The sequence below is a fragment of the Litorimonas sp. genome (assembly GCA_029936425.1).
GTDB lineage: Bacteria > Pseudomonadota > Alphaproteobacteria > Caulobacterales > Maricaulaceae > Litorimonas.
Genome location: JAPYSU010000053.1, coordinates 1,739 through 2,720, shown reverse-complemented (window position 1 = coordinate 2,720; position 982 = coordinate 1,739).

Here is a 982-nt window from a genome sequence, read left to right as displayed (position 1 = left end):
CGTTTCAAGAAAACGAAAAGGGGCCTGACGTTTCCGTCAGGCCTTTTTTTGTCTGGTAGCAAGGGGCGGACTTGAACCGCCGACTCCAGCATTGTGAGGGCGAATTCACCTTTCCATAAATTGGCTTATTTTTACAAAACAGCAAGTTAAATTATTTAGGGTTGCTGTAAAGAGGACTTCCTGTCTAAGCGGGTGTCATGTGGGCAATGTGATTTTTGATTGCAACTACATGTTCCCGGGCCGTTTTTCACCAGCGCGCAAATTAAGTATGTAAGGTATCGCTTACATAAATTTGTAAGTTGATGATGTAAAGTGAGTTTTGAAAATTCGAGGTGCAAGAAAAGTCGAAGTAAAAATTCCTGTTCAACACGCAAATGCAAGAAAAGTCAGGTGAGAGTGATTCCTTTTTTTATAGTAACTCATTGAACTGTTTTTATTTTGGCGTGATTTGAGCAAAGAGCCAGATCGGGGATATATTGCAAAGTGATATATCGCAAGTGCAATTGAATACGCTGTTAAGTGAGAAAAATGAAGGCTAAGGAAGCGATTAAGAAATGGTGGGAAGGAAAATATGTGCCTGAACCTCCTGGTAGCCCAATGCTGATGGGTTCTTATGAGCGACACTGGACTTCAATTGCGCTCCATTCCTGCGTTCGATTCTATTTGGCACATTGGAAATGGATCTGGCCGTTTCTGGTGAGTGTTGTCGGATTGATGATTGTAAGAACAAAAGGGTGAGGTTGGTGAAATCACTTAACAAGCGGCGGCAGGCGGACCAAATTTCCGCTCGTTCCTCGCTCCAATTTGCCCGCTGCGCCGAGCGTTAAACTCCACAGTATTCCTTCTCTTTAGCGATCTTCCGCTCAGAATCAGGCTGATCTCGCCAAAACTGACAAAGCTGTAAGTTGATTTTGTACGCATCGACTTGCTGCTTTGCCTGTTCCCGCTGGCGTTGCTGCTCTTGCCGCTTTTGGACCATGGC